Origin of the sequence: Pseudomonas donghuensis (assembly GCF_000259195.1) — a bacterium.
Taxonomy (GTDB): Bacteria; Pseudomonadota; Gammaproteobacteria; order Pseudomonadales; family Pseudomonadaceae; genus Aquipseudomonas; species Aquipseudomonas donghuensis.
This window is the reverse complement of the sequence record NZ_JH650759.1, coordinates 225,855-247,286: the sequence shown is the minus strand read 5'-3', so window position 1 is coordinate 247,286 and position 21,432 is coordinate 225,855. Positions and strand designations below refer to the sequence as shown.

At 64.5% G+C, this 21,432-nt stretch carries 16 protein-coding genes and 1 pseudogene; 11 read left to right on the top strand and 6 right to left on the bottom strand.

Annotated features, from left to right (window positions below):
• Positions 1-557, bottom strand: a pseudogene (locus tag UW3_RS29330) (alpha-2-macroglobulin family protein); the annotation flags it as partial.
• 146 nt (positions 558-703) lie between these two features.
• Between UW3_RS29330 and UW3_RS0107525 the strand changes: the two are divergent.
• Positions 704-2,044 carry an MATE family efflux transporter gene (locus tag UW3_RS0107525; RefSeq protein ID WP_010221705.1) on the top strand — a complete coding sequence of 447 codons (1,341 nt, stop codon included), beginning with the start codon at positions 704-706 and terminating at the stop codon, positions 2,042-2,044.
• A 136-nt stretch (positions 2,045-2,180) separates the two neighbouring features.
• On the opposite strand, the gene speA is transcribed toward UW3_RS0107525, so the two are convergent.
• The 4 genes from speA to UW3_RS0107505 all read right to left on the bottom strand — a co-directional run bounded on the left by speA (position 2,181) and on the right by UW3_RS0107505 (position 6,428).
• Positions 2,181-4,094 (bottom strand): arginine decarboxylase, encoded by a 1,914-nt coding sequence (gene speA / locus UW3_RS0107520; protein ID WP_010221703.1) that lies wholly within the window; start codon positions 4,092-4,094, stop codon positions 2,181-2,183.
• A gap of 153 nt (positions 4,095-4,247) precedes the next feature.
• On the bottom strand, positions 4,248-4,619 hold the full coding sequence (locus UW3_RS0107515; protein ID WP_010221702.1) for a translation initiation factor Sui1: 372 nt from the start codon (positions 4,617-4,619) through the stop codon (positions 4,248-4,250).
• Positions 4,620-4,813: 194 nt separating this feature from the next.
• On the bottom strand, positions 4,814-5,350 hold the full coding sequence (locus UW3_RS0107510; protein ID WP_010221700.1) for an NUDIX hydrolase: 537 nt from the start codon (positions 5,348-5,350) through the stop codon (positions 4,814-4,816).
• Between the two features lie 4 nt (positions 5,351-5,354).
• Positions 5,355-6,428, bottom strand: coding sequence for a DUF2333 family protein (locus UW3_RS0107505; protein ID WP_010221699.1), 1,074 nt, complete (start codon positions 6,426-6,428; stop codon positions 5,355-5,357).
• Between the two features lie 281 nt (positions 6,429-6,709).
• Between UW3_RS0107505 and UW3_RS0107500 the strand changes: the two genes are divergently transcribed.
• From UW3_RS0107500 to accC, 6 genes are all read left to right on the top strand, one after another.
• Positions 6,710-8,326 (top strand): response regulator, encoded by a 1,617-nt coding sequence (locus tag UW3_RS0107500; protein WP_010221698.1) that lies wholly within the window; start codon positions 6,710-6,712, stop codon positions 8,324-8,326.
• A 107-nt stretch (positions 8,327-8,433) separates the two neighbouring features.
• Positions 8,434-10,395: a methyl-accepting chemotaxis protein gene (locus UW3_RS0107495; protein ID WP_010221697.1), complete on the top strand. Its 1,962-nt coding sequence runs from the start codon at positions 8,434-8,436 to the stop codon at positions 10,393-10,395.
• A 164-nt stretch (positions 10,396-10,559) separates the two neighbouring features.
• A complete protein-coding gene (locus UW3_RS0107490; protein ID WP_026001223.1) occupies positions 10,560-12,350 on the top strand; it encodes a protein-disulfide reductase DsbD in 1,791 nt (596 codons plus the stop codon).
• Between the two features lie 171 nt (positions 12,351-12,521).
• Positions 12,522-12,974 (top strand): type II 3-dehydroquinate dehydratase, encoded by a 453-nt coding sequence (aroQ, locus tag UW3_RS0107485; RefSeq protein ID WP_010221695.1) that lies wholly within the window; start codon positions 12,522-12,524, stop codon positions 12,972-12,974.
• A 98-nt stretch (positions 12,975-13,072) separates the two neighbouring features.
• A complete protein-coding gene (gene accB, locus UW3_RS0107480; RefSeq protein ID WP_010221694.1) occupies positions 13,073-13,531 on the top strand; it encodes an acetyl-CoA carboxylase biotin carboxyl carrier protein in 459 nt (152 codons plus the stop codon).
• A 17-nt stretch (positions 13,532-13,548) separates the two neighbouring features.
• The gene (accC, locus tag UW3_RS0107475) at positions 13,549-14,904 is read left to right on the top strand and encodes an acetyl-CoA carboxylase biotin carboxylase subunit (protein WP_010221693.1); all 1,356 of its coding nucleotides are present in this window, start codon (positions 13,549-13,551) and stop codon (positions 14,902-14,904) included.
• A 135-nt stretch (positions 14,905-15,039) separates the two neighbouring features.
• On the opposite strand, the gene UW3_RS0107470 is transcribed toward accC, so the two are convergent.
• Complete coding sequence (locus UW3_RS0107470; protein ID WP_010221692.1) at positions 15,040-16,914, bottom strand: sigma-54-dependent Fis family transcriptional regulator; 1,875 nt, start codon at positions 16,912-16,914, stop codon at positions 15,040-15,042.
• 256 nt (positions 16,915-17,170) lie between these two features.
• Between UW3_RS0107470 and UW3_RS0107465 the strand changes: the two genes are divergently transcribed.
• The 4 genes from UW3_RS0107465 to UW3_RS0107450 are packed head-to-tail and all read left to right on the top strand — an operon-like array spanning position 17,171 to position 21,387.
• On the top strand, positions 17,171-18,229 hold the full coding sequence (locus UW3_RS0107465) for an ATP-NAD kinase family protein (RefSeq protein ID WP_010221690.1): 1,059 nt from the start codon (positions 17,171-17,173) through the stop codon (positions 18,227-18,229).
• A gap of 22 nt (positions 18,230-18,251) precedes the next feature.
• Entirely contained in the window at positions 18,252-19,229 is a 978-nt protein-coding gene (locus UW3_RS0107460) for a thiamine pyrophosphate-dependent dehydrogenase E1 component subunit alpha (protein WP_010221689.1), read from the top strand.
• Positions 19,230-19,264: 35 nt separating this feature from the next.
• Complete coding sequence (locus UW3_RS0107455) at positions 19,265-20,284, top strand: alpha-ketoacid dehydrogenase subunit beta (protein WP_010221688.1); 1,020 nt, start codon at positions 19,265-19,267, stop codon at positions 20,282-20,284.
• Positions 20,281-21,387, top strand: a complete 1,107-nt coding sequence (locus tag UW3_RS0107450) for an acetoin dehydrogenase dihydrolipoyllysine-residue acetyltransferase subunit (RefSeq protein ID WP_010221687.1) — start codon at positions 20,281-20,283, stop codon at positions 21,385-21,387. The genes UW3_RS0107455 and UW3_RS0107450 overlap by 4 nt, the downstream gene beginning before the upstream one ends.
• Positions 21,388-21,432 lie beyond the last annotated feature (45 nt).

Below are 21,432 nucleotides of genomic sequence, written 5' to 3'. Positions count from 1 at the left end.
GGGGAGCCACGGCTGGCGAAGCCGATGGTCGACTGCATGTCGCGGGTTTCCAGGCGGCTGATCGACTCGGCGGGCAGGCGCTTGCCGTTGACCGCGAGCAGGCCGGCGTCGATGGTCAGCACCAGCTTGCGCTGCGGCTCCAGGTGGCGCAGGCGCAGCTCCATCTTGTTGGCGGAGAGTTCCCAGGCGCCGTCGACCTTGCCTTTGACGGTATCGACCAGGTGCACCTTGTCGGCGAAGTTCTGCTGGTCATCCAGCGGCACCGAGAAGGTCAGGGCCAGGGCGCTGGCGCCATCGACCTGCACCTCCGAGACATCCACCACGCTCAGTTCGCGGCCGGCATAGCGCTTGGCCAGGGTCGCGGCATCGTCCTTGACCGGAGCGGGTTTTGCCGCTTCCACTTGCGCCGCCGGGGCGGCCGGAGCCGGGGCTGCGGGTTGGTCCTGGGTCTGCGCAGGCGGTTCGACGGGGGCCGGCGCCGGTTTATCCGGGGCAGACGAATCGCAGGCACTGAGCAAGGCCAGCGCGCAGGCCAGCAACAATCCTTTGTTGAGCATGGGAGTAGTAACTCTCGGGCAGCGGAATCTTAGGCGTGCACTATATATCAACCGCGCCGCAACGGTGATACGGCGAACGGATGTGAGACGGCCTTCGCACGATTTACTAGCGCAGCGGCTACAATGCCGGCTTGCCAGGAGCCTCCATGTCCCGTTTGCTGACCGACTGGCGCGACCGCCCGACCCATATCAAGGTCTGGGCGCTGGCCGCGCCGATGATCCTTTCGAATATTTCCGTACCATTGGTGGCCCTGGTCGACAGCGCCGTGATCGGCCACCTGCCCCATGCCCATCAATTGGGTGCGGTGGCGGTGGGCGCCAGCCTGTACACCTTCCTGGCCTGGGTCATGGGCTTTCTGCGCATGGGCTCGACCGGTTTCGCCGCCCAGGCGGCGGGCCGTGCCGACGGTGCGGCGTTGCGCCAGGTGTTGCTGCAGGGCCTGTTGCTGGCGCTGTTGTTTGCCCTGCTGCTGGGCGTGCTGGCCCTGCCGTTCAGCCACTTGGCCCTGCAACTGATGCAGCCCACGGCGGCGCTGGAGCAATCGACCCACGACTTCTTCCAGACCCGCCTGCTGGGCCTGCCGGCGGCGCTGGCCAGCTTCGCCCTGGTCGGCTGGTTCCTCGGCACCCAGAACGCCAGGGCGCCGCTGGCCATCCTGCTGACCACCAACCTGCTCAACATCGCCCTCAACCTGTGGTTCGTGCTCGGCCTGGAGTGGGGCGTGATCGGTTCGGCCCGCGCCTCGGTGATTGCCGAGTGGAGCGCCGCCCTGCTCGGCCTGGCCCTGACCCGCCCGGCCCTGCGCGCCTACCCCGGGAAAATCGCCTGGGCGTTGCTGGCGCGCTGGCAAAGCTGGCGGCCGCTGCTCAGCGTCAACCGCGACATCTTCATCCGCAGCCTGGCGCTGCAGGCGGTGTTCTTCCTGATCACCGTACAAGGTGCACGCCTGGGTGAAGCGACGGTGGCGGCCAACGCCCTGCTGCTCAATGGCCTGTTGCTCACCGCCTATGCCCTCGATGGCCTGGCCCATGCGGTCGAAGCGCTGTGCGGGCATGCCATTGGCGCGGGTGATCGCCAGGCGCTACGACGTTCATTGACCGTCGCCTGCGGCTGGTCGTTGCTGGCCAGTTGCGGCTTTGCCGTGTTGTTCCTGCTGGCTGGGCATCTGTTCATCAACATGCAGACCGACATCGCCAACGTACGCGAAACCGCCTACCAGTACCTGCCGTACCTGGCACTGCTGCCGTTGATTGCGGTGTGGAGCTATCTGCTTGATGGCTTGTTCATCGGCGCCACACGGGCGCGGGAGATGCGCAATGGGATGCTGCTCAGCGTACTGATCGCCCTGCCGGTCGCCTATGCCGCCCGCGACTTGGGCAACCACGGTCTGTGGCTGGGGTTTCTGCTGTTCATGGCTTTGCGCGGGGTGACGCTGGGGGTGATGGGCTGGCGGTTGCAGCGGCGGGATGGGTGGTTTGTGCGGTAGTTTCTGGGTCTGCTGCGCAGCCCATCGCTGGCAAGGCCAGCTCCCACAAGAGTACGGCACTGCACCTGTGGGAGCCGGACTTGCCGGCGATGGGGTCGACGCGCAGCCAGCGACTGCACGCGACCCGCACCACTGATCAGCTCGACAGGTAAGACGAGCGGGTCAGCCCCAGACGCAACGCGTCGAGGAACTGGGTCTTCTCACGGGCAGTGATCTTGGCGCTGGCGCACTTGTCGCGGTAGTGGGTCATCAACTCCTCCGGCGACAGGTGCACGTAACGCAGCATGTCTTCGATGGTGTCGTGGGTCTCGATACCGGCGTGGTACACGCTGCCGTTCGGGTTCTGGTAAATATTCACCGAGTCGGTGTCACCGAACAGGTTGTGCATGTCACCAAGGATTTCCTGGTAGGCACCGACCAGGAAGATACCCAACAGGTAGTCCTCTCCCTCGTTGATCCCGTGCACCGGCAGGCTGGTCTCGATGCTCTGCTCGTCGACGTACTGGTTGATCTTGCCATCCGAGTCGCAGGTCAGGTCCTGCAGCACGGCGCGGCGCAGCGGCTCTTCGTCCAGGCGATGCAGCGGCAGGATCGGCAGGACCTGGCCGATCGCCCAGGTGTCCGGCAGGCTCTGGAATACCGAGAAGTTGCAGATGTACTTGTCGGCCAGCTTGTCGTTGAGCTCGTCCAGCACCTGGCGATGCGAGCGCTGACGGGCCTTGAGCGAGTTGTGCAGGCGCCGGCAAACGGCAAAGTAGCATTGCTCGGCCAGGGCTTTCTCGGCCAGGGTAATCTTGCCGTCGGCGTACTGGGCCGCCACGTCGCTCATGTAGTGGGTGGCGCGCCAGTAGGTCTCGGTGACCATCTCGATATCGGTCGGGCCGAGCAGGTCGACCAGCCACTGTACGGTCTCGGGCAGGTTTTCCTTGTTCTCGATCAGCGGCACTTCGTCGTTGTGTTTTTCGACATCGGTCACCTGCACCACCAGCATGGCGTGGTGCGCGGTCAGCGAGCGGCCGCTTTCCGAGAAGATGTGCGGATGCGGCAGGCCCTGGGCATCGCAGAACTCCTTGAGCATGCCGACCACGACACCGGCGTAGTCATCCATGTCGTAGTTGATCGAGCTGGCGTTGCGCGAGTGGGTGCCGTCGTAGTCCACGCCCAGGCCGCCACCGACGTCGATGTGATCGACCGGCAGGTTCAGTGCGCGCAGCTCGCCGTAATAACGGATGGCTTCCTTGAAACCATGCTGGTAGTCGGCCAGGTTGGCGATCTGCGAGCCCATGTGGAAATGCAGCAGGCGGATGCCCTGGTCCAGGCCGGCATCGCGAAAGCGCTGCACTACCGAGATCAGTTGCGCGGCCGAGAGGCCGAACTTGGACTTCTCGCCACCGGTATCGGCCCACTTGCTCGAGGCCAGCGACGACAGGCGCACGCGCAGGCCGATCTGCGGCTTGACCTTGAGCTCGGCGGCTTCCTCGATCACCAGGGCCACTTCCGACTCTTTTTCGATGACGATGAAGACGTTGTGGCCAAGTTTCTGCCCCATCAGCGCCAGGCGGATGAACTCGCGGTCCTTGTAACCGTTGCAGACGATGGTGCCGCCTTTCGGCGCCAGCGCCAGCACCGCCAGCAGCTCGGGCTTGGAACCGGCTTCCAGGCCAATGGACACGTTCTGGGTGGCGATGATGTTCTCGACCACCGCTTCCTGCTGGTTGACCTTGATCGGGTACAGCGCGGTGTACTGGCTCTGGTATTCCAGGCGCGCGATGTTGGCGTCAAAAGCGCCAGTCAGCTGGCGCACGCGGTCCTGGAGGATGTCCGGGAAACGGACCAGCAGCGGCAGCGAAAGGCCACTCTTGCGCAGCTCGTCAACCTGCTCGAACAGGTCGATCGGCGCACTGCCTGGCCCGTTCGGGCGGACTTCGACGCGCCCGGCCTCGTTGATTGCGAAGTAACCGGCCCCCCAATGGCGAATGCCGTAAACACTGCGGCTGTCCGCAACTGTCCATTGGCTGCCATCGTCTTTGCGTGTGCGTCGTACGGACATTGAAGTCCCCTATATAGAAAGTCGAAAAACACCGGCCTGCATGGGGCGGGCGCAGTGTAAAACCTGAAAGTGACGATTATCCGTGTTCAGGGATAGACCCTTCCTACGGGAACGAGTTTAGAAAGCGAACTGCAAAAAATCGCGATGCAGTCTTCAGCCGCCGGACTTTTTCGCTTTGAAGCCCTGTTTGATCAGCTCGGCCAACAACAGCTCGACATGATCGCCCTGGATTTCGATGACCCCGTCTTTCAACGCGCCGCCGGTTCCGCAGCGGCGCTTGAGCGTGCTGGCCAGATCCTTGAGCTGTTCCAGGGGCAGCGGCACGCCGCTGATGGTCGTCACCGTCTTGCCGCCACGGCCCTTGCTTTCGCGGCGCACGCGAGCAATGCCATCGCCTTCGGGGATGAGCGTCTGTTTGCAGATGCAGGCATCTATGGGTTTGCTGCAGTCCGGGCAATGCCGGCCTGCATCAGTGGAGAACACCAGGCCACCCAGGGCGGCGAATGATGCGGCTTTCTTGGCCACTTTTGATCCTCTACGGTGAGGATAAAAACTGGTCGACGCCCCTGGCGGGGTACCGACCGCGAAGCCCCACTCTGGCAGGGGCAGCGCAACTGCCGCATGAAGCGTGCGGCAGCCTTAAAAGGCCGCGCAGTGTAACGATAAATGTCGCGAATGCTAAGTACAAAACTGCGCCATTTTGCATGTGAATCGCGACGTCAGGCTTGACGGTCGATATAGCGCTGCAAAGCAGCCAGCGAATCGGGGCAATATGGCTGCTGCCGACTGTCGGCCAGGGCCTGTTCGACGGGGATGAAACGCGCTTCGCTGACCTCTTCCGGCTGCAGGCGCAAAGGCCCGTCCCAGACCGCCGAAAACACCGCGCACCAGAGCCGGTTGCCAGGCTGGTCAAAGAAAAAGCACTCGTGGGCCGTGAGCTCGACCCCGGCCACCCCGAGCTCTTCTTCAAGCTCGCGGGCCGCCGACTCGGCAAAGCTTTCGTCGGCCTGGACCATGCCACCGGCGGCGACATCCCAGTAACCCGGGTAGATCGCCTTGCTCTCGGTGCGCCGGTGCACGCACAGCTCACCAACGGAGTTGAACAGCAGGATGTAGGTACCGCGCCCGATCAGGCCGCGTTCACGTAGCTCGGCGCGGGGCAAGGCGCCGAGCAACCGGTCGTTTTCGTCGACCCAGGCGATCCGTTCGCGGTCGGAGGCGGCGCGGTGCGCCGCCTCCTGCTTGGAGATCGACACCGGTTCAGCCCTGGGTCAGCAGTTGACGCAGGTCGATCACCGCAGCGTTGGCCCGCGAGATGTAGTTGGCCATCACCAGCGAATGGTTGGCCCACATGCCAAAACCGCTGCCGTTGAGCACCATCGGGCTCCACAGCGGTTCCTGCGAGGCTTCCAGCTCACGGATGATCTGCCGCACGCTGACCGTGGCATTCTTCTTCGCCAGCACGTCGGCGAAGTCGACCTCGATGGCGCGCAGCAGGTGCGACAGCGCCCAGGCCTGGCCGCGGGCTTCGTAGAACACGTTGTCGATCTGCAGCCATGGGGTTTCGACCACTTCCTCGTCAACCTGCGGCACCTGGCCCGGCACCACCGATTCAGTCTTCAGGGTGCTGTTGAGCTTGACCCGGCCAACGCTCGCCGACAGCCGCTGCGACAGCGAGCCCAGGCGGGTGGCGACGTCGCCCAGCCAGTTGTTGAGGTTGTCGGCACGGGTGTAGAACAGCGCGCCCTGCTGGTCCGGCGAGGCCAGGCGGTTCTGGTAGCGGGTCAGGGAGTTGATGCCTTCCTGGAACTCGGATTCGCTCGACGGCAGGATCCAGCTCTTGTTGTCGAAGTTGAAGCGCGGCTCGGCCTTGGCCAGGTCCGCATCTTCGGTGGACTGCGACTGCGAGCGGGCAAAGTCCTTGCGCAGGGCACGGCTCAGGTCACGTACCTGGACCAGCACGCCGTATTCCCAGCTGGGCATGTTGTCCATCCACAGGCCTGGCGGGAAGCGGTCGTTGGAAATGTAGCCGCCGGGCTTGTTGAGCAAGGTGCCGGCCACGGTCTTGAGCGTCTCGATGGTGGTGTAGCCGACGACCATCTGCTTGCCGGTTTTTTCAGCGGCCGCCTGGGCGTTCTGCTGTACCGGGAACAAGTCGGGTTCGGCGCTCCAGTACCAGCCCAGGCCCACGCACACCAGCAGGTACAGGCCGATCAGCGAGCCCAGGGCGCGGCTGAACAGCAACCCGCCGAAATAGCTGCGGGTGGCGGCGGTGCGCGGCTCGACCCGCTCACGCGCCTCGGCTTTGCCTGTACGGTTTTTCCAGTCCAGCATGGCGTTGTCCTTTCAGTCACGTCGGTTCAAGGGGTTCGACCGCAACCCCCGGGCTTCGTGCCAGCGCGATGGCGTTTTGTGCCGCGCGCCACCTGCCGGGGTCGGCAAGTATCGCTGCACTATAAATCAAGCACGGCGGTTCGCATAAGCGACTATTGGGTCAGCAAATGAATAAACGGACTTGTACAGTTTATTGATACAAGGCACTCGATTGCCGGGAAAGTGGTGCTAGCATAGAGCCATCACTCGACCTCAGCCTCACCCTTATAAGTAGTCAGGACATGACCGAGCCAGAAGACCCCAATCGTGAGCGCCTCAAGCAACACTTTGCCCAGCGGGTCATTCATCAGGCCCGGCAAATCCTCGAAATCTGGCAGCGCCTGCAGCGCAGCGAGTGGTCCACTGGCGACCTGGGTGAGCTGTGCGAGGCCAACCTGCGCCTGCAACGCTATGCCGAGCGCTTCGAGCAGCCCGAGCACAGCCAGTTGGCCGAAGCCATCGGCCATACCCTGGAGGCGGTCGAGGCCAACAGTGCGCGCCTGAGCAGCCAACTGATCAGCGAACTCAACCGGCTGATGCAGCGTCTGTCGCGCACCGGCCTGCGCCAGGGTGACCAGCTTGAGCAAGTGCCGCTGCCCCCCTTGCGCAAGCCGGTGTACATCATGCTCCAGGACCACGACCGCGCTGAGCGCCTGGCCCAACAGCTGGAATTCTTCGGCTTGGGTGTACAGGCCTTGTACAGCGCAGCCGCATTCCAGGCGACCATGAGCGAACGGCTGCCTTCGGCGATCGTCATGGACGTCGACTTCACCGGCCCCGGTGTCGGTCTGCAACTGGCGGCCCAGGCCCAGCAAGGCCTGGAACAGCGGTTACCGTTGCTGTTTTTCAGCCTGCACGAGACCGACACCCCGACGCGCCTGGCCGCCGTACGCGCCGGCGGTCAGGAATTTCTCACCGGCACCCTGGAAGCCTCGAGCCTGCTGGAGAAAGTCGAGCTGCTGACCAGCGTCACCCAGTACGAACCCTTCAAGGTGCTGATCATCGACGACTCGCGGGCCCAGGCCCTGCACACCGAGCGCCTGCTCAACAGCGCCGGGATCGTCACCCGCACCTTGATCGACCCGATCCAGACCATGGCCGAGCTTGCCGACTTCCAGCCCGACCTGATCATCCTCGACATGTACATGCCGGCCTGCACCGGCACGGAACTGGCCAAGGTGATCCGCCACAACGACCGTTATGTCAGTGTGCCGATCATCTACCTGTCGGCCGAAGACGATCTGGATAAGCAGCTCGACGCCATGAGCGAGGGTGGTGATGATTTTTTAACCAAACCGATCCGCTCGCGACACCTGATCACCACCGTGCGCAACCGCGCCGCCCGCGCGCGCAACCTCAAGGCACGGATGGTGCGCGACAGCCTGACCGGGCTGTACAACCACACCCACATCCTGCAACTGCTGGAAGACTGCAGCTTCCGCGCACGCCGCGAAGAACAGCCGCTGAGCTTCGCCATGCTCGATATCGATCACTTCAAGAAAGTCAACGACAGCCATGGCCACCCCATGGGTGACCGGGTGATCAAGAGCCTGGCGCTGTTCCTCAAGCAGCGCCTGCGCAAGACCGACTTCATCGGCCGTTACGGCGGAGAAGAGTTCGCCATCGTCATGCCCAACACCGACCTGGGTGCCGCGCACAAAGTGCTCGATGAGATTCGCCGGCGCTTCGCCGAGATCCATTACCCCGCCCAACCTCGCGACCTGTCCTGCACCTTCAGCGCCGGCGTTGTACAGTTGAGCGAAGGTCTGGATGCCCTGAGCATGGCCACCGCCGCCGATGAGGCGCTGTACCGCGCCAAAGGCGCCGGACGCAACTGCGTACAACGGGTGGAAGCATAAAGGCAAAGTGCCAGTTTTTTTCGCAAAACCGCCCGTCTCGTCATAACCCGGTCATAAAAACGCAATAACTTCAGGCGCTTACCATTCGGCCGTTGGTAGACCCGGACATGCGCCTGAAGCTGCTTACCAATTTCAATACCCTGTTGCTGGTTACCGTGTGCATCGCCCTGGGCGCTACCCTGTGGTGGTCGCAGCGCGCCCTGGAGCGCCCCTACTTATTAATGGAGCGCTACCTGTCGCTGTCGCAGCAATTCCAGAACCAGGCCGCACGCAACATCCAGGACTACCTGAGCAGCGGCGACGCCCTGCGCCATGCCACGGCGGTGCAAGCCACCGCCGCCCTGCAGGCCGAACTCGAACAATTGCCAGCCGCGCTTGCAGCCCGGCTGCGCCCGAGCCTGGACAACCTGCAGCGCTTCACCGCCAACGAACTGCTCGGTGCCGGCAAGCTGGCCGGCGATCCCCAGGCCCTGCTGCTCCAGGCCGAACGCGAGCTGGGCGCCAGCCTCGAACAACTGGCCAATTATGCCCAGAGCAGTACCCGTAGCGATGCCGGGCGTTATGCACCGGCGCTGTTCAACGCCTCCCTGCACCTGTCACGGCTGTCCCTGGCCCGCGACAAGCTGGTCAGCAGCGGCCGGAGCGAACTGGCAGATGAAGTCGAGCGCGAACTGCAGCAGATCGCCGCTCAGGCCCAGGTACTTGAGCAGTTGCCGCTGCTGGGCGTAACCGCCGCCCGCGAATCCAGCGCCGATGACTTTGCCGCGCTGATGGGCCTGGAAACCCAGGCCAGCACCGAGGCCGAAGACCATGGCGTGGCGCTCAAGCGCGAGCTCAACAGCCTGATCAAGCGCTACCCGGGCGAACTGCAGCGTACCCGCGAACAGATCCAGCAGCGCAGCGCCCTGGCGAACAGTACCTTCGAGCGCATCGCCGCCGTTCAGCAGGCCATCGCCGAGCTCGAACCCGGCGTGCGCAGCCAACATGCCGCCATCCAGGGCGAAGTGCGGGTGATCCAGGGCCTGATGATCGGCCTGATCCTGCTCATCGCCCTGCTCATCGACACCCTGCAGCGGCGCCTGGCACGGGTGCTGACCAACCTGGCGCCGGCGCTGTCGCGCTGGGCCGAGGGTGACTTCGGCCAGGCCATTGCCCTGGGGCGGAGCAACCGCGAGATGCATGACATCCAGGACTCGCTCAATCGCCTGCGCGCCTACTTGGTGGAGCTGGTCGGCACCATTCGCCATAACGCTGAACAAGTCGCCGGCAGCAGCCACGCCCTGGCCGGCATGAGCAGCGCCCTGCACGATGGCGCCGAACGCCAGGCCGGCGATACCGCGCAAATCCGTGATGCCCTGGGGGAACTGGAAGCAACCATCCTGCAGGTGGCCGGCGATGCCAGCCAGGCCGCCGACGCCAGTCATGACGCCGGGCGCGCCGTGGAGCAGGGCCAGGCGGTGATCGGCCAAAGCCTGACCGGGCTGCGAGCACTGGTCGATGAGGTGCAGGGCAACGCACAGATGATCGAACAACTGGCGCAGGAGTCGGCAACCATCGGCAGCGTGCTGACGGTCATCCGCTCGATTGCCGAGCAGACCAACCTGCTGGCCCTCAATGCGGCGATCGAAGCGGCGCGGGCCGGGGAAATGGGCCGTGGTTTTGCCGTAGTCGCCGAAGAGGTGCGCTCACTGGCGCAGCGCACCACCGGTGCCACTGGCGAGATCCAGACCTTGATCGGCCGCTTGCAACAGGCGGCACGCGACTCGGTGCAAGGCATGCGCGCCCAGCTCGAACATGCCCAAATCACCGCCGATCAGGCCCAGGCGGCAGATGGCGCGCTGGATGAAATTGTCGCGGCGATCCAGACCATCTCCGCCACCGCGGTACGGATTGCCGATGTCACGGCCCAGCAAAGTGGCGCGGTGAGCGAGATTCGCGATCACAGCGAACGGATTCATGGCCTCGGGGAGGACAACCTGCAGCGTATTGGCGAGGGCCGTGAGCAGGGTGAGCAATTGCTCCGGCTTGGGGGGGAGTTGAACACGGCGGTGCGGGCGTTTCGGCTCTGATCCAAGACGGTGGCGCCACCATCGCCGGCAAAGCCGGCTCCCACAGTAGATCTGCATCCACCGGCCCTGTGGGAGCTGGCCTTGCCAGCGATGCAGGCGCCGCGTAACTGCACGTAACGGCGCAGTCCGCTATCATGCAGGCACTTTTGTACTGCGAGACCGCCATGCGCCGCCTGCTTTGCCTCCTGTTTCTGCTCCTGGCCTTGCCCGCCGCCGGTGCCGGCCTGCTCGACAATCGCCCCAGCGCCACCCTGGGCGCGGCGTCGCTGAACAACAGCGCCGATTTCCTGCCGGTGCACGAAGCCTTCAAGCTGAGCCTGGTGCAGGATGAAGGGCAAAGCCTGAAGCTGCGCTTCGTCGCCGCCGATGGCTACTACCTGTACCGCCACCGCTTCCAGTTCCGCAGCGAACCTGCCGACATCGCCCTGGGCACGGCACAGATCCCGCCCGGTGAAGCCAAGCACGACGAATTCTTCGGCGACGTCGAGGTCTACCACGGCATCCTCGACATCGAAATCCCCCGCCCGGCCAACGAACAGCGCCCCTTCACCCTGCTGGTCGGCTACCAGGGCTGTGCCGACAAGGGTCTGTGCTACCCGCCGGAAACCGCGCGCCTGAGTGTCGATGGCACTGCGAGCAGCGCTTTGCCAGGCGCTGCGGCCGTCGGCAAAGCCGGGTGGGACTGGCAAAGCCTGCTGCTGTTCTTTCTCGCCGGCGTCGGCCTGACCTTCACGCCCTGTGTGCTGCCGATGCTACCGATCCTCTCCGGGGTGGTATTGCGCGGCCAGGCCAGCGGTTGGCGCGGGTTTGCCCTGTCGCTGGCCTACGTGCTGCCGATGGCCGCCTGCTTCGCCCTGCTGGGGGCGCTGATGGGCCTGTTCGGCGCCGGCCTTAACCTGCAGGCGCGCCTGCAGTCGGTCTGGGTGCTGGTGCCGTTTGCGCTGTTCTTCGTGCTGTTCGCCCTGGCCATGTTCGGCCTGTTCGAGCTGAAACTGCCCCATGCCATCAGCAGCCGCCTGGAGCGCCTGGTGGGCCAGACCAAGGGCGGTTCGCTGATCGGCGCGGCGATCCTCGGAGTGTTCTCCAGCCTGCTGGTGTCGCCGTGCGTGTCAGCGCCACTGGCCGGCGCGCTGCTGTACATCAGCGCCAGCGGTGATGCCCTGGGCGGTGCGCTGAAACTGTTCGCCCTGGGCTTGGGCATGGGCGCGCCACTGCTAGTGATCGCGACCGGCGGCGCAGCCTGGCTGCCAAAGAGCGGGCCGTGGCTGGTGACGGTGAAAAACGCAATCGGCGTGCTGTTGCTGGGCCTGGCCATCGGCCTGCTCAGCCGCGTGCTGCCGGGCCAGGTCACGCTGTTGCTGGTCGGCCTGCTGGCCGCTGGCACCGCGGTGTTCCTCGGCGCCCTGGAGTTCACCCTGAAAACCACCCGCCAGCGCCTGGCGCAGTTGTTCGGCCTGGCCCTGCTGTTCTATGCCCTGGCCTGCTGGTACGGCGCCTTGAGCGGCCAGACCGACCCGCTGCGCCCGTTGCCTCAGGCAGGCATTGCCAGCACCGGCGCAAGCGTCCAGGCCAGCAGCGCCAGCGACTGGCAGACCCTCACCACCCCGGCGGCGCTGGACAGCGCCCTGGCCGCCGCCAAGGCTGCCGGCCAGCCGGTGCTGTTGGACTGGTACGCCGACTGGTGCATCAGTTGCAAGGTGATCGAGCATGAAGTGCTCAATGCCCCGGCGGTGCAAGCGCAGCTCAAGGAGTACAAGCTGCTGCGCTTCGATATCAGCGAAAGCAACGCCGAACAGCGCGCCCTGCTCGACCGTTACCAGCTGTTCGGCCCGCCCGCGCTGCTGTTCTTTGCTGCGAACGGCAGCGAAATGAGTGCTGATCGTGTGGTTGGCGAGATAAACGCCGGCGAATTTGCCGAGCATCTGACGCGCATTCGCGCCAATCTGGGTCTATAACTTCCTCTGGCCGCTAAAAAGCCAAAATCAATGACCGAAATTAATAAAGTAGTCACATATTTAGCGTGAATATCGGTCATCGTGCTGGCTATTGCCGGTAACTGGACAGTGCCCGCCGGTTTACGGCATAGTCGCCGCGCAAAGTTTCCTAACGATAAAAAGGAACCACAGATGGCAACGCTACTGGTGCTGCACGGCCCCAACCTGAACCTGCTCGGCACCCGCGAACCGGGCGTCTATGGCGCCGTGACCCTGGCCCAGATCAACCAGGATCTGGAGCAGCGCGCCCGCGCCGCCGGCCATCACCTGCAGTACCTGCAAAGCAATGCCGAGTACGAATTGATCGACCGCATCCATGCTGCGCGCGGTGAAGGCGTGGACTTCATCCTGATCAATCCGGCGGCTTTCACACATACAAGTGTCGCATTACGTGACGCGTTGCTGGCGGTGAGCATCCCATTCATCGAAGTGCATCTGTCCAACGTGCACAAACGCGAACCTTTTCGCCATCACTCCTACTTCTCTGATGTCGCCGTAGGGGTGATTTGCGGCCTGGGTGCCACGGGTTATCGCCTGGCCCTGGAGTCTGCCCTGGAACACCTGGCTGCTAACGCAAAGCCCTGATGACGAGACCCTGGCCTACGGGCCTGGGCTCACAAGAAACGTTTGCTAACACGTTTTTATATTTACGCCCCTGACCGAACCTTGGGAGTTGATGATTAATGGATATCCGTAAAGTCAAGAAACTGATCGAACTGCTGGAAGAGTCTGGCATCGACGAGCTGGAGATCAAGGAAGGCGAGGAATCCGTACGGATCAGCCGCCACAGCAAGACTCCAGCCCAGCAGTACTACGCTCCGGCTCCAGTCGCCACTCCTGTTGCCGCACCAGCAGCCGCACCTGCCGCCGCCGCGCCAGCCGCCGAAGCCGCCGCACCGAAACTGAACGGATCCGTTGCCCGTTCGCCAATGGTCGGTACCTTCTACCGCAAAGCCTCGCCTACCTCGCCAGCCTTCGTTGAAGTCGGCCAGACCGTGAAGAAAGGCGACACTCTGTGCATCGTCGAAGCCATGAAGATGATGAACCACATCGAAGCTGAAACCAGCGGTGTGATCGAGTCCATCCTGGTAGAAGACGGTCAGCCGGTTGAGTTCGACCAGCCGCTGTTCACCATCGTTTGAACCGCGGAGAGCCAACGATGTCTGCGAAGCTGGAAAAAGTCCTGATCGCCAACCGCGGGGAAATTGCCCTGCGGATCCTGCGTGCCTGCAAAGAGCTGGGCATCAAGACCGTCGCCGTACACTCCACGGCTGACCGCGAACTGATGCACCTGGGCCTGGCAGACGAGTCGGTCTGCATCGGTCCTGCTTCGGCCAGCCAGTCCTACCTGCACATCCCGGCCATCATCGCCGCGGCCGAAGTGACCGGCGCTACCGCCATTCACCCGGGCTACGGTTTCCTCGCGGAAAACGCCGATTTCGCCGAGCAGGTCGAGAACTCCGGTTTTGCCTTCATCGGCCCGAACGCCGACACCATTCGCCTGATGGGCGACAAGGTTTCGGCCAAGGACGCGATGATCAAGGCTGGTGTTCCAACCGTGCCGGGTTCCGACGGCCCGCTGCCGGAAGACGAAGAAGAAGCCCTGCGCATCGGCCGTGAAGTCGGCTACCCGGTGATCATCAAGGCCGCCGGTGGCGGTGGTGGTCGCGGCATGCGCGTGGTGCACAAGGAAGAGGACCTGATCTCCTCGGCCAAGCTGACCCGTAGCGAAGCGGGCGCCGCCTTCGGCAACCCGATGGTCTACCTCGAGAAGTTCCTGACCAACCCACGTCACGTGGAAGTCCAGGTCCTGTCCGACGGCCAGGGTAACGCCGTGCACCTGGGTGACCGCGACTGCTCGCTGCAGCGCCGCCACCAGAAGGTCCTCGAAGAAGCGCCGGCCCCGGGCATCGACGAGAAAGCCCGCCAGGAAGTCTTCGCCCGCTGCGTCAAGGCGTGCGTCGACATCGGCTACCGTGGCGCCGGCACCTTCGAGTTCCTCTACGAGAACGGTCGTTTCTACTTCATCGAAATGAACACCCGTGTTCAGGTGGAGCACCCGGTTTCGGAGATGGTCACCGGTATCGACATCGTCAAGGAGATGCTCAGCATCGCCGCTGGCAACAAGCTGTCGTTCACCCAGGATGACGTGGTGATTCGTGGTCACTCCCTGGAGTGCCGGATCAACGCCGAAGACCCGAAGAAGTTCATCCCGAGCCCAGGCACGGTCAAGCATTTCCACGCCCCGGGTGGCAACGGCGTTCGCGTCGACTCGCACCTGTACAGCGGTTACGCGGTTCCACCGAACTACGACTCGCTGATCGGCAAGCTGATCACCTACGGCAAGGACCGCGACGAAGCCATGGCGCGCATGCGCAATGCCCTGGACGAGATCGTCGTCGACGGCATCAAGACCAACATCCCGCTGCACCGCGACCTGGTGCGTGATGAAGGTTTCTGCAAAGGCGGCGTCAACATTCACTACCTGGAACACAAACTGGCTAACCAGGAGTGATTCGGCAGTGATGTGAAAAAGACCCCGGTCCTGTGACCGGGGTCTTTTTTTGGGGCTGCTGTGGGAGCGGGCTTGACCCGCGATGGCGGTTTTCAGGCAAATCGCATCGCGGGTCAAGCCCGCTCCCACAGAGAATCAGCTTTTGGTCATCCGCGGCATCTCGATCCGGTGCTCATGCACCCGCCGATACAACGTCGCCCGCGAAATCCCCAAGGCCTTGGCGGTTTCCCCCGGTTTCCAGCGGTGGCGAATCAGCGCATCGAGCAACTGCTGACGCGCCGGGCTGACACTGGCCTGAACCTGCGCCTGGACCTGCCCGCCACGAATCTCCAGCGGCAAATCATCAAGCTGCAAGGTGCTGCCGGAACAGATCGCACAGGCATAACGCAGGACCTGGCGCAGCTGACGCAAATTGCCCGGCCAGGGGTAATTGAGCAGCGCCTCCAGCGCACCGTCGCTCAAGCCGACATCAACGCCACAGCCCTTGGCTTCTTCGCCCAGCAACTGGTTGATCAGCGCCAGCCGGTCACTGCGCTCACGCAATGGCGGCAGTTCGAAACGGGCATTGGCCAGACGAAAGTACAGGTCTTCGCGAAAACTGCCGGCCGCGACCATTGCCGTCAGGTCGCGGTGAGTGGCGCAGATCACCTGGATATCCACCCGCTGGCGCGCCGAAGCGCCCAAGGGCGCCACCTCGCCTTCGGCCAGCACACGCAGCAAGCGGGTCTGCAGGTTCAATGGCATATCGCCAATCTCATCGAGAAACAGCGTACCGCCATCAGCCTGTTGCAGCAGGCCCTGCATGCCCTTGCTGGAGGCGCCGGTAAAGGCTCCGGCGACATAGCCGAACAGCTCGCTCTCGATCAGGTTCTCGGGGATGGCGGCGCAGTTCAGCGCCACAAACGGCTTGCGGCTGCGCTGGCTCATGGCATGCAACTGGCGGGCAAACACCTCCTTGCCCGAACCGGTTTCGCCCAACACCAGCACGGCCAGGTTGCAGTCCTTGACCCGGGTCGCCAGGCGCAGGCTGTGCTCGACCCGCTCATCAACCGGCTGGCGGGCAATGGCCGCGCTCCGCCGCCCAGGCTTGCGCCGCGGCGAGCTGATGCGCACATGCAGTTCGCCGCTTTCACCGCGCCAGCGCAGGCGCTGGGCCGATTCATCGGTGGCGGCGCGCAGGGCATCGAGGTCGAACAGCTCGCCGATATGTTCCGGCAGCTGCCCGTAACGTTCCAGCAGCACCTTGCGCGCCAGGCTGTTGAGCGCCTGCAATCGGCCATCGGCATCCCAGGCCAGCAGGTAATCCGGCTGGCTGTCGACATAACCCGGCGTGCTGTGGGCACGCAGCACCCAGTGCGGTTCGGCACTGTGCATGAAAAACGCGTTCTCGATCTCCCGCGCGCTCTGCACCACCATCTGCCGGATCAGGTGCTGGCTACGCCGATCGTCCGGTGATTGCAGCGCCGAGACATCGACCACGCCGAGCAGCTCGCCCCGGGGGTCGAACACCGGCGCCGCCGAGCAGGTCAGGCCGATGAAGGCGGCACGAAAATGATCGCGCTTGTGCACCGTCGCCGGTGCCTTGCTGGTCAGCACCGCCGCCACTCCGCAAGTGCCCTCCTCGCCCTCCGACCAGCAGGTGCCCAGGTACAGCCCGGCCTTGCGACAGTCGTTGCGTATGGTCGGCTCGACCCGGTAATCGATGGTCCGCCCCTGGGCATCGGTCAGCAGCACGCAATAGTCGGCATCGCGCACCCGTCCGTGCAGACGCGCCACCGCATCGCCAGCAATGCGCAGGAACAGCTCGGAACGTTCGCGGCATTCGTCGAGCAGGCTTTGCGAGAGGATGCGCGGCCCCTGCTGGGACGCAGGGTCGAGCCGGTGCTGCTCCATCGAGCGACGCCAGGAGTCGAGGATCAGCGGCGGCACCGGCACCTGAGGCAGGCGTTCGGCGTTCTTCAGCACGCGGCTGACACAGTCGACGTGGGCTTTGGAGTTCGCGGCAAGCATGGGGCCTCCGGTTCTCGTGTTCTTGTCGTTATGGGCCTCATTAAGCGCCGAATGCCAAGGGTGAACAAGCACTCTGTGGATTCCCGGCCGGCTGAGACGCTGCGTCTCAGCGTCTCGCCCATAGCCAGCAGCGCTGACACCGAGCGTCTTGCCCCTGCCCGGGCCAACACCGCACAAACCGCTCTAGAGTGGACATCCGCATAACTTGGCACCGGCCTTGCTCCTGCCCCTGGCAAACAAGAACCAGAGGTGTGCCATGCGCCAACCCGCCCTGACCGTGGGGATCATCGCCAATCCGGCCAGCGGCCGCGACTTGCGCCGACTGACTGCCAATGCCGGGCTCTACTCCAGCACCGACAAGGCCTCGGCGGTGCAGCGCCTGCTCGCCGCGTTTGCCGCCACCGGCATCGAACAGGTGCTGCTGCCGCCTGACATGACCGGCATCGCCGCCGCCGTGCTCAGGGCCAGCCTCGGCCCGCATGCCGAGCAACAGCGCTGGCCGCAACTGACCATCCTCGACATGCCGCTGCGCCAAACCGTTGAGGACACCCGCCACGCCGCGCGCCTGATGGCCGCCCAGGGTGTGGCCCTGATCGCCGTGCTCGGCGGCGACGGCACGCACAAGGCGGTCGCCGCCGAAGTCGGCGACATCCCGCTGCTGACCCTGTCCACCGGCACCAACAACGCCTTCCCGGAACTGCGCGAAGCCACCAGCGCCGGCCTGGCGGGCGGTCTGTTCGCCAGCGGCCGCGTCCCGGCGCCAATTGGCCTGCGCCACAACAAGCGCCTAGTGGTGCGAGTGCCGGAACAACAGCTCTGCGAATGGGCCCTGGTGGATGTCGCGGTGTCGCCGCAACGCTTCATCGGCGCCCGCGCCATCAGCCGCGGCGAGGACCTCGCGGAAGTCTTCACCACCTTCGCCGAACCTCACGCCATTGGCCTCTCGGCACTGTGCGGGCTGTGGTGCCCGGTGTCGCGTACAGCACCCGAAGGCGCCTGGATTCGCCTGCATCCACAGGCTGAGCAAGCCTTGCTGGCACCGCTCGCCCCCGGCCTGTTGCAAGGCTGCGGGGTGACCGCCTCAGGGCTATTGATACCTGGCGTTGCCTACTCCCTGAGCCTGTCCAGCGGCACCTTGGCGCTGGACGGCGAGCGCGAAATCGAGTTCAGCGAACGCGACCAGCCAAGCATCTGCCTCGACGCTTTCGGCCCCTTGAGCATCGACGTCGAGGCGGTGCTGGCCTATGCCGCGCACCATCGCCTGCTGGCGGTCGGCCGCGAACACCCGCAACACCCTGCGAACCAACCGTGTTGAGACAACCCCGGAGAACAACAAGATGTCCACTCACCTGTCTACCGAGCAATTGCTGCATGCCTATGAAGTCATGCGCACCATTCGCGCCTTCGAAGAGCGCCTGCACGTGGAGTTCGCCACCGGCGAGATCCCCGGTTTCGTTCACCTGTATGCCGGCGAAGAGGCCTCGGCCGCTGGCGTCATGGCCCACCTGCGCGACAGCGACTGCATCGCCTCCAACCACCGCGGCCACGGCCACTGCATCGCCAAGGGCGTCGACGTGTACGGGATGATGGCCGAGATCTACGGCAAGAAGACCGGTGTGTGTGGCGGCAAGGGCGGTTCGATGCACATCGCCGACCTGGAGAAAGGCATGCTCGGCGCCAACGGCATCGTCGGTGCCGGTGCGCCATTGGTGGCCGGGGCGGCGCTGGCAGCGAAAATCAAGGGCACCGATGACGTCGCCGTGGTGTTCTTCGGCGACGGTGGCTCCAACGAGGGCGCGGTGTTCGAGGCGATGAACCTGGCCTCGATCATGAACCTGCCGTGCATCTTCGTTGCCGAGAACAACGGTTATGCCGAGGCCACCGCGTCGAACTGGTCGGTGGCCTGCGATCACATCGCCGACCGCGCCGCTGGCTTCGGCATGCCCGGGGTGACCATCGACGGCTACGACTTCTTCGCCGTGCACGAAGCGGCAGGCGCGGCCATCGAACGTGCGCGCTCGGGTCAGGGCCCGTCGCTGATCGAGGTCAAGCTGACCCGCTACTACGGCCACTTCGAAGGTGACGCGCAAACCTACCGCGCACCGGATGAAGTGAAGAACCTGCGCGAAACCCGCGACTGCCTGATGCAGTTCCGCCAGCGCAGCACCCGCGCCGGCCTGCTCAGCGCCGAACAACTGGACCAGATCGATGCTCGGGTCGAGGACCTGATCGAAGACTCGGTGCGCCGGGCCAAGTCCGACCCGAAACCCGACCCTGCCGCCCTGCTCAGCGATGTGTACGTGTCGTACCCCTGAGCCTGCCTGACAACAAGAACAAGTGGAGAAGCATCATGGCGAGAAAAATCAGCTACCAGCAAGCCATCAACGAAGCCCTGGCCCAGGAAATGCGCCGCGACAGCAGCGTTTTCATCATCGGTGAAGACGTCGCCGGCGGCGCCGGGGCGCCTGGTGAAGAGGACGCCTGGGGCGGCGTACTCGGCGTGACCAAAGGCCTGTACAAGCAGTTTCCCGGCCGCGTGCTCGACGCGCCGTTGTCCGAGATCGGTTATGTCGGCGCGGCGGTCGGCGCCGCCACCCAGGGCCTGCGCCCGGTGTGCGAACTGATGTTCGTCGACTTCGCCGGCTGCTGCCTGGACCAGATCCTCAACCAGGCGGCGAAATTCCGCTACATGTTCGGCGGCAAGGCGGTCACCCCGCTGGTGATGCGCACCATGGTCGGTGCCGGCCTGCGCGCCGCCGCACAGCATTCGCAGATGCTCACCTCGCTGTGGACACACATTCCCGGCCTGAAAGTGGTCTGCCCGTCCTCGCCATACGACGCCAAGGGCCTGCTGATCCAGGCGATTCGCGACAACGACCCGGTGATTTTCTGCGAGCACAAGCTGCTCTACAGCATGCAGGGCGAGGTGCCGGAAGAGCTCTACACCGTGCCGTTCGGCGAAGCCAATTACCTGCGCGACGGCGACGACATCACCCTGGTGACCTACGGGCGCATGGTTCACCTGGCCATGGAGGCTGCCGCCAACCTGGCGCGCCAGGGCATCGACTGCGAGGTCCTCGACCTGCGCACCACCAGCCCGCTGGATGAAGACAGCATCCTTGAGAGCGTGGAAAAAACCGGGCGCCTGGTGGTAATCGACGAAGCCAACCCGCGTTGCTCGATGGCTACCGACATCAGTGCCCTGGTGGCGCAAAAAGCCTTCGCCGCCCTCAAGGGGCCGATCGAAATGGTCACTGCCCCGCACACCCCGGTGCCGTTCTCCGACGCCCTGGAAGACCTGTACATCCCCACCGCGGCGAAGATCGAAGCCGCGGTGCACAAGGTGATTGGCGCGAGGAGTGCCGCATGAGCCAGATCCATACCCTGACCATGCCCAAGTGGGGCCTGTCGATGACCGAAGGGCGCATCGACACTTGGCTCAAGCGGGAAGGCGAGCAGATCAACAAGGGCGACGAGGTGCTGGATGTCGAGACCGACAAGATCTCCAGCAGCGTCGAGGCGCCGTTCAGCGGCGTGCTGCGCCGCCTGATCGCCCAGCCGGATGAAACCTTGCCGGTGGGCGCCCTGTTGGCGGTGGTGGTCGAAGGCGAAGCGGACGAAGCCGAGATCGACGCGGTGGTGCAGCGCTTCCAGGCCGAATTCGTCCCCGGCGGCGACGGTGAACAGGACAGCGGCCCGGCGCCGCAGAAAATCGACCTGGGCGGGCGCACCCTGCGCTACTTCGACCTCGGCGAGGGCGGCACGCCACTGCTGCTGGTGCACGGCTTTGGCGGCGACCTGAACAACTGGCTGTTCAACCATCAGGCCCTGGCCGCCGAGCGCCGGGTCATCGCCCTCGACCTGCCCGGGCATGGCGAGTCGGGCAAAACCCTGCAACGGGGCGACCTCGATGAACTGAGCCAGACAGTGATCGCCTTGCTCGACCACCTGGATATCCAGCACGCGCACCTGGCCGGGCATTCCATGGGCGGGGCGGTGTCGCTCAACCTGGCACGCCTGGCGCCGCAACGGGTGCGCACCTTGACCCTGATCGCCAGCGCCGGCCTCGGTCGCGAAATCAATGGCGACTACCTGCAAGGTTTCGTCGACGCCAGCAACCGCAACGCACTCAAGCCGCAACTGACGCAGCTGTTTTCCGACCCTGGCCTGGTGACCCGGCAGATGCTCGAAGACATGCTCAAGTTCAAGCGCCTGGAGGGTGTCGACTCGGCGTTGCGCCAACTTGCCGCGGCCCTGGCTGACGGCGGTGTGCAGCGCCACGACCTGCGCGCGGTGGTTGCCCAGCAGCCCAGCCTGGTGATCTGGGGCGCTGCCGACGCAATCATCCCCGCCAGCCATGCCGAGGGCCTGCCGGCCGAGGTCGAGATCCTGCCGGGCCAGGGCCATATGGTGCAGATGGAGGCCGCCGAGCGAATCAACCAGCGGCTGGCGGCCTTCCTCGCCAGCCATTGAACCAACCCGCGCCGCCGTCACCACGGCGGCGCTTTCGTGTACGCC

What these genes read in the sequence shown, in the direction of transcription:
- UW3_RS0107525 (WP_010221705.1), top strand. Translation starts at nt 704, where the DNA reads ATGTCCCGTTTGCTGACCGACTGGCGCGACCGCCCGACCCATATCAAG.
- speA (WP_010221703.1), bottom strand. Translation starts at nt 4,094, where the DNA reads ATGTCCGTACGACGCACACGCAAAGACGATGGCAGCCAATGGACAGTT.
- UW3_RS0107505 (WP_010221699.1), bottom strand. Translation starts at nt 6,428, where the DNA reads ATGCTGGACTGGAAAAACCGTACAGGCAAAGCCGAGGCGCGTGAGCGG.
- UW3_RS0107500 (WP_010221698.1), top strand. Translation starts at nt 6,710, where the DNA reads ATGACCGAGCCAGAAGACCCCAATCGTGAGCGCCTCAAGCAACACTTT.
- UW3_RS0107495 (WP_010221697.1), top strand. Translation starts at nt 8,434, where the DNA reads ATGCGCCTGAAGCTGCTTACCAATTTCAATACCCTGTTGCTGGTTACC.
- UW3_RS0107490 (WP_026001223.1), top strand. Translation starts at nt 10,560, where the DNA reads ATGCGCCGCCTGCTTTGCCTCCTGTTTCTGCTCCTGGCCTTGCCCGCC.
- aroQ (WP_010221695.1), top strand. Translation starts at nt 12,522, where the DNA reads ATGGCAACGCTACTGGTGCTGCACGGCCCCAACCTGAACCTGCTCGGC.
- accB (WP_010221694.1), top strand. Translation starts at nt 13,073, where the DNA reads ATGGATATCCGTAAAGTCAAGAAACTGATCGAACTGCTGGAAGAGTCT.
- accC (WP_010221693.1), top strand. Translation starts at nt 13,549, where the DNA reads ATGTCTGCGAAGCTGGAAAAAGTCCTGATCGCCAACCGCGGGGAAATT.
- UW3_RS0107470 (WP_010221692.1), bottom strand. Translation starts at nt 16,914, where the DNA reads ATGCTTGCCGCGAACTCCAAAGCCCACGTCGACTGTGTCAGCCGCGTG.
- UW3_RS0107465 (WP_010221690.1), top strand. Translation starts at nt 17,171, where the DNA reads ATGCGCCAACCCGCCCTGACCGTGGGGATCATCGCCAATCCGGCCAGC.
- UW3_RS0107460 (WP_010221689.1), top strand. Translation starts at nt 18,252, where the DNA reads ATGTCCACTCACCTGTCTACCGAGCAATTGCTGCATGCCTATGAAGTC.
- UW3_RS0107455 (WP_010221688.1), top strand. Translation starts at nt 19,265, where the DNA reads ATGGCGAGAAAAATCAGCTACCAGCAAGCCATCAACGAAGCCCTGGCC.
- UW3_RS0107450 (WP_010221687.1), top strand. Translation starts at nt 20,281, where the DNA reads ATGAGCCAGATCCATACCCTGACCATGCCCAAGTGGGGCCTGTCGATG.